General features: G+C 63.1%; 6 protein-coding genes. 5 read left to right on the top strand and 1 reads right to left on the bottom strand.

The features are described from left to right. A partial coding sequence (locus tag ACY69P_RS14065; protein ID WP_462327927.1) for a winged helix-turn-helix transcriptional regulator occupies positions 1 to 281 on the bottom strand: 281 nt, incomplete at its 3' end. Positions 282 to 408: 127 nt separating this feature from the next. On the opposite strand from ACY69P_RS14065, the gene ACY69P_RS14070 reads away from it, so the two are divergent. The 5 genes from ACY69P_RS14070 to ACY69P_RS14090 form a co-directional block, all read left to right on the top strand. After that, positions 409 to 921 carry a nitroreductase family protein gene (locus ACY69P_RS14070; protein ID WP_459897955.1) on the top strand — a complete coding sequence of 171 codons (513 nt, stop codon included), beginning with the start codon at positions 409 to 411 and terminating at the stop codon, positions 919 to 921. 94 nt (positions 922 to 1015) lie between these two features. Continuing rightward, on the top strand, positions 1016 to 2161 hold the full coding sequence (locus ACY69P_RS14075) for an NADH:flavin oxidoreductase (RefSeq protein WP_459897957.1): 1146 nt from the start codon (positions 1016 to 1018) through the stop codon (positions 2159 to 2161). A gap of 34 nt (positions 2162 to 2195) precedes the next feature. Continuing rightward, positions 2196 to 2765: a flavin reductase family protein gene (locus ACY69P_RS14080; RefSeq protein WP_459897959.1), complete on the top strand. Its 570-nt coding sequence runs from the start codon at positions 2196 to 2198 to the stop codon at positions 2763 to 2765. A 38-nt stretch (positions 2766 to 2803) separates the two neighbouring features. After that, a complete protein-coding gene (locus ACY69P_RS14085) occupies positions 2804 to 3373 on the top strand; it encodes a flavin reductase family protein (protein WP_459897960.1) in 570 nt (189 codons plus the stop codon). A 201-nt stretch (positions 3374 to 3574) separates the two neighbouring features. Continuing rightward, positions 3575 to 5075 (top strand): SH3 domain-containing protein (locus ACY69P_RS14090; protein ID WP_462327928.1); only part of this gene is annotated, 1501 nt, incomplete at its 3' end.

Consider the following 5075-nt stretch of genomic DNA (forward strand, 5'->3'; position numbering starts at 1 on the left):
GAGTATTCCACGCGCGGGGGCACCTGCGGGTAGACCTTGCGGTGCAGCATGCCGTCGGCTTCCAGCTCGCGCAGTTGGCGGGTGAGCATCTTTTGGGTGATGGAGGGCATGCTCCGGCGCAATTCGCCAAAGCGCATGACGCCGCCGTCCTGCTGGTGCAGGTGGTAGAGGATGATGGGTTTCCACTTGCCGCCGATGACTTGGAGCGAGAGCTCAAAGTGGCAGTAGTATTCCTTGTCGCCAAGGCGGTGCAGAGGGCACTGGGGGGAGTCCTTAGGCATGGGCGCTCCGGTGTGGGTTGCGGTATCAAAAAGGGTACTACATGACATGTGGGTACCTACTTGCCTTTTGGAAACTTTTAGCCGACAAGATGACATCTGTAAATCACAACCACAAAGGAGAACCACAATGGATATCATGGAAGCCATGCACACCCGGCGCAGCATCCGCAAGTTCACTGACGCCCCGGTCACGGACGAGCAGCTGGAAACCATCCTCAAGGCCGCCATGGTCGCCCCCAGCGCAGGCAATGCCCAGCCGTGGCAGTTCATCGTGGTGACCGACCGGGAGATGCTGGACGCCATCCCCGAGTGGCAGCAGTACGCCAAAGCCTGCCACACCGCGCAGGCCGCCATTGTCGTCTGCGGCGATTTGTCTCTGGAAAAGTACGAGGGCTTCTGGGTGCAGGACTGCTCCGCCGCCACCATGAACATTCTGCACGCTGTGCACGGCCTTGGCCTTGGCGCGGTGTGGTGCGGCATTGCCCCGGTTCAGGAGCGCGTGGCCGCGGCGCAGAAGCAGTTTGGCCTGCCGGACAACGTTATTCCGCTGTCCCTCATCCCCATTGGCGTGCCGGACCAGAAAGCCGGAACCGTTGACCGCTACCGCGAGGACCGCATCCACCGCAACACGTGGAAGTAGGTGCCTGAAAAAACGGGCATTCCCCTTGAAAAAAATGCGCACTCAGAGCAATGTACCGTGAAAATTGGATGGCGTATAACCGTAAGGAGACAATATGGCAGATGTGTTTGATGCGGCGCAGATAGGCTCACTCACGGTTCAAAACCGCTTTGTCCGTTCTGCAACCTATGAAGGCATTGCAGCGGCGGACGGCGCAACCACCCACGGCCTCAATGCCATGATGCGGCATCTGGCCGTTGGTGGTGTAGGCCTGATCATCACCGGACATGCCTTTGTGCATCCGCAGGGGCGCGCTGGCGGACGCCAGCTTGGCATCCACGACGACGCCATGATTCCCGGCCTCAAGGAGATGACGGACGGGGTGCATGATGCTGGCGGCGCCATCTGTCTGCAGCTGGCCCATGCTGGTTTGCACGCGCTTACTTCGGTGACGGGCCAGCCCGCCCTTGGGCCGTCCTCTCATGACGAAAAGGGCACGGAGCGCGGCACTGCCATGACCGAGGACGACATCGCCGAGGTGGTGCGCAGCTTTGGCGAAGGCGCAGCCCGGGCCAAGGCCGCGGGCTTTGACGCCGTGCAGATTCATGCCGCCCACGGCTACCTGCTGTCGCAGTTCCTCTCCCCGTTCTTTAACCGGCGTCAGGACGCCTGGGGCGGCAGCCGCGAAGGCCGCGAGCGCATCGTCATGGATGTGTACGCCGCTGTGCGCGAGGCCGTGGGGCCGGACTATCCCGTGCTTATCAAAATCAACGCCCATGACTATATGATGGCCGCCAAAGAGTGCTACGAGGACGACGACATGCTTCACGTGTGTGGACGTCTGCAGGAGGCGGGCATCACCGCTGTGGAGCTTTCCGGCGGCACCATTTACGACTCCGGCAAGTACGGCCCCTCGCGCATGGGTATGATACGCGAGGCGCGCGAGGGCTATTTCCGCGCGCCGGCCCAGCGCTTTAAGGAGCAGCTGAGCGTGCCGCTTCTTCTTGTTGGCGGCATCCGCTCCCTTGAGCGCGCCGAGCACTTTGTGGACACCGGCCTGTGCGACTTTATCTCCATGTGTCGGCCCTTCATCTGCGAACCTGACCTCGTGAACCGGTGGAAATCAGGAAACAGGGAGAAATCCGCGTGTTTTTCTGATAATATGTGCCGCCGTCCCCTGATGGAAGGGGAGGGAGTGTACTGCGTGCTGAAGAAAAAGCGCAATCGCAACGCGAGAGAAAACGCGGAAGAAGTGAGCTAGAACGGGAGAGAACCATCGCGAAGGAGGCCGTCGCATGAGAGAATCGCTTGGACCCCTGAATGCCCTGTACCCGTCCTTGACCGTTTTGGTCGGGGCCGTCGTGGATGGACGCGAGAATTTTATCACCGTGTCCCACGCCGGGATCATGAACCATGGCAAGGTGCCCTATCTGTCCATAAGTCTGTCCAAGGAACACTACACCACCAAGGGGATACACGCGCACAACGCGTTCAGTATCAACATCCCCTCGGAGGACATGGTGGACAAGGTGGACTACTGCGGGCTGGTCAGCGGCAAATCAACGGACAAGAAAGACCTCTTCGACGTCTTCTACGGCGATACGGATTTCGCCCCTATGGCGCGGCAGTGCCCGGTGTGCATGGAGTGCCGCGTCTATCAGGTGGTGGATTTCAAAACGCATGATGTGTTTATCGGCGAGGTGGTGCGCACCCATGCGGACGACGCCTGCCTTGTGGATGGCAAAATTGATATTACCACGGTCCGGCCACTGCTGTTTGACATGGCCTCCAAGAAGTACTGGGGACTGGGCCGCCCCGTGGCGGATTGCTGGAAGGTCGGCAAGACCCTCAAGCAGGAAGCCTGAAGGAGCCGCACACGCGGCGCAAGTAAGGAGTTGAATCGATGAAGAAGTCCCTCGGGGCAAAAGTTTTGGCATTTCCCACGCCCGCATGGGCTGTGGGGACCTATGATAAGGACGGCAAACCCAACGCCATGCTGGCCGCATGGGCGGGTCTGTGCTGCTCCAAGCCGCCGTGCGTTTCCGTTTCGCTGCGCGCGGCCACGTATTCCCACTCCGCCATCGTGGAGCGGCAGGCGTTTACCGTCAACGTGCCCTCCGAGGCGCAGGTGAAGGTGGCGGATTATCTGGGCATTGCCTCCGGACGCAACGTGGACAAGCTGGCCAAAGCCGGACTGACCACCACCGCCAGCGAGCTGGTGGACGCGCCCATCATCAACGAATTCCCCATGGTGCTGGAGTGCAAGCTGGTGCATACCGCCGAGCTTGGCCTGCATACGCAGTTTGTGGGTGAGATTCTGGACGTTAAGGTTGCCGAAGAGGCCCTGAACGAACTGGGCGAGCTGGATACCGACAAGCTGCGCCCCGTGGTCTTTGGCCCCGGAACCCGCCACTACTACGGCGTTGGCGAAGTGCTGGGCAAGGCCTTCTCCATCGGCAAGGACATCGGCTAACGTTTCCTTTTCCCGCGTGGTTGGTCCGCTGTGCGTGGCGCGGCGGACCGGCCGCGTGGTGTTTCCCTGCCCTCTCCCTTGCAGCCAGCGGAATGGGTTTTCTGCCTTTGCGCTGTGCGCGTTCCTTCTGTCCTGCCCGATTGTGCGCGGCCTTTGGCGTGGCGGTTGCCTTTTACCGGGACGCCGCGTAACCATCTCTCTATGCAGGTATTTCAAAACATCATCCCGCGTGGGCACTGGCGTCAGCAGTGCGCCGCGTTGGTCGTGCTTGCCGCCATGCTGTGCGGCGGGTGCGCGTCTGTGGTTTCGCCCCCGGCAGCGCCGGGCGGTCCCGCCATCCGCGATGAGGCGGCCCTTGTGCAGCGCGCCAGCGCCTACGTGGACGCGGCGCAAGCGGGGACGCCGCTCATGCCGCAGGATGTGGCCAAGAAACAGGCCGCGTATTTTTTGAAGCGCTGGTTTGCACCGTGGCACCGGAGCGCGCCGGAGACGGCGGCAGAGAAGGTGTTTGCCTATCTGCACAGCGCCGACCCCGGCGCCCTGTACGGCGAGGACACACGCGTGCGCGGGGCGCGCTGGCTGAGCGCCATGCGCCACCGGAGCGCCGTGGAGGAATATCCCAACGCCGGATACGCGGGCATCATGGTCCGCGCGGCGTCCATGCGTGTGTTGCCCACGGCCCGGCCCGCGTATCATAACCCCGCGCTGGCCGGACAGGGCTGGCCCTTTGACACCTTGCAGAACAGCGCGGTGTGGGCGCAGACCCCTGTGTACGTCAGCCATATTGCGCGCAACGGCGCATGGGTGTTTGTGGAAGCGCCCTTTGCCTACGGCTGGGTGCCGGCGTCCTCGGTGGTGCCTGTGGACGGGGCCACGCGTGAAGGCATTGAAAATGGGCCGCATATGGCCATCGTGCGAGACGAGGTGCCCATCCGCGGCACGGGGGGCTTGGCGTCCATGATGGGGCGCATCGGGATGATACTCCCCGTGGTGCACGACGCCGAAGGCCGCGCTATTTTGGGCATTATCCGTTCCGGCGCGGTGGGGCAGGGCGTGCTGACATGGGGCGTGGTGGATGCGGACGCCATTGCGCCGTTTCCGCTCACGGCCACGCCGCAGGCCGTGGCCCGCATTGCCGACCAGATGCTGGGCGACGCCTACGGCTGGGGCGGCGTGTACGCCAACCGCGACTGCTCGGCCACGCTGATGGATCTTTTTGCGCCTTTTGGCATCCGCTTGCCGCGCAACTCGTCGCGGCAGGCCGAGGCGGGGCGCTTTGTCTCCTTTGAGGGGCTGGACCGGGCAGGCAAGCGCCAGCGCATTGCCGAAACCGCGCGCCCATGGATGACCCTGCTCTGGCAGCCGGGACATATTATGCTCTACATCGGCAGGGCGGAAAATGGCGAGGCCGTGATGCTTCACAATATGTGGGGCCTTCGCACCCGCGACGCCACCGGCGCTGAGGGCCGCCATGTGGTGGGGCGCTGCGTGATTACCACCCTCACTCCCGGAGCCGAGGTGCCGGGGTTGGTGACGCCGCAGGGGCTGCTTCTGGAGCGCATGGGGGGCATGAGCCTGCTGCCGCCGGTCGTGCCGGAGCCGCGTGAAGATGTGGCCGCGGGAGTACCTGCTTGCGGCGACAGGGCCAGCACGGAGGAGGAGCCTGAGCAGCGCCGCATCCTGCACAGTGAGGCAGGCAGGT

The organism is Desulfobaculum sp. (assembly GCF_054921475.1).

Excerpts from the sequence above, each read along its gene's own strand:
- ACY69P_RS14070 (WP_459897955.1), top strand. The coding sequence starts at position 409 with ATGGATATCATGGAAGCCATGCACACCCGGCGCAGCATCCGCAAGTTC.
- ACY69P_RS14075 (WP_459897957.1), top strand. The coding sequence starts at position 1,016 with ATGGCAGATGTGTTTGATGCGGCGCAGATAGGCTCACTCACGGTTCAA.
- ACY69P_RS14085 (WP_459897960.1), top strand. The coding sequence starts at position 2,804 with ATGAAGAAGTCCCTCGGGGCAAAAGTTTTGGCATTTCCCACGCCCGCA.
- ACY69P_RS14080 (WP_459897959.1), top strand. The coding sequence starts at position 2,196 with ATGAGAGAATCGCTTGGACCCCTGAATGCCCTGTACCCGTCCTTGACC.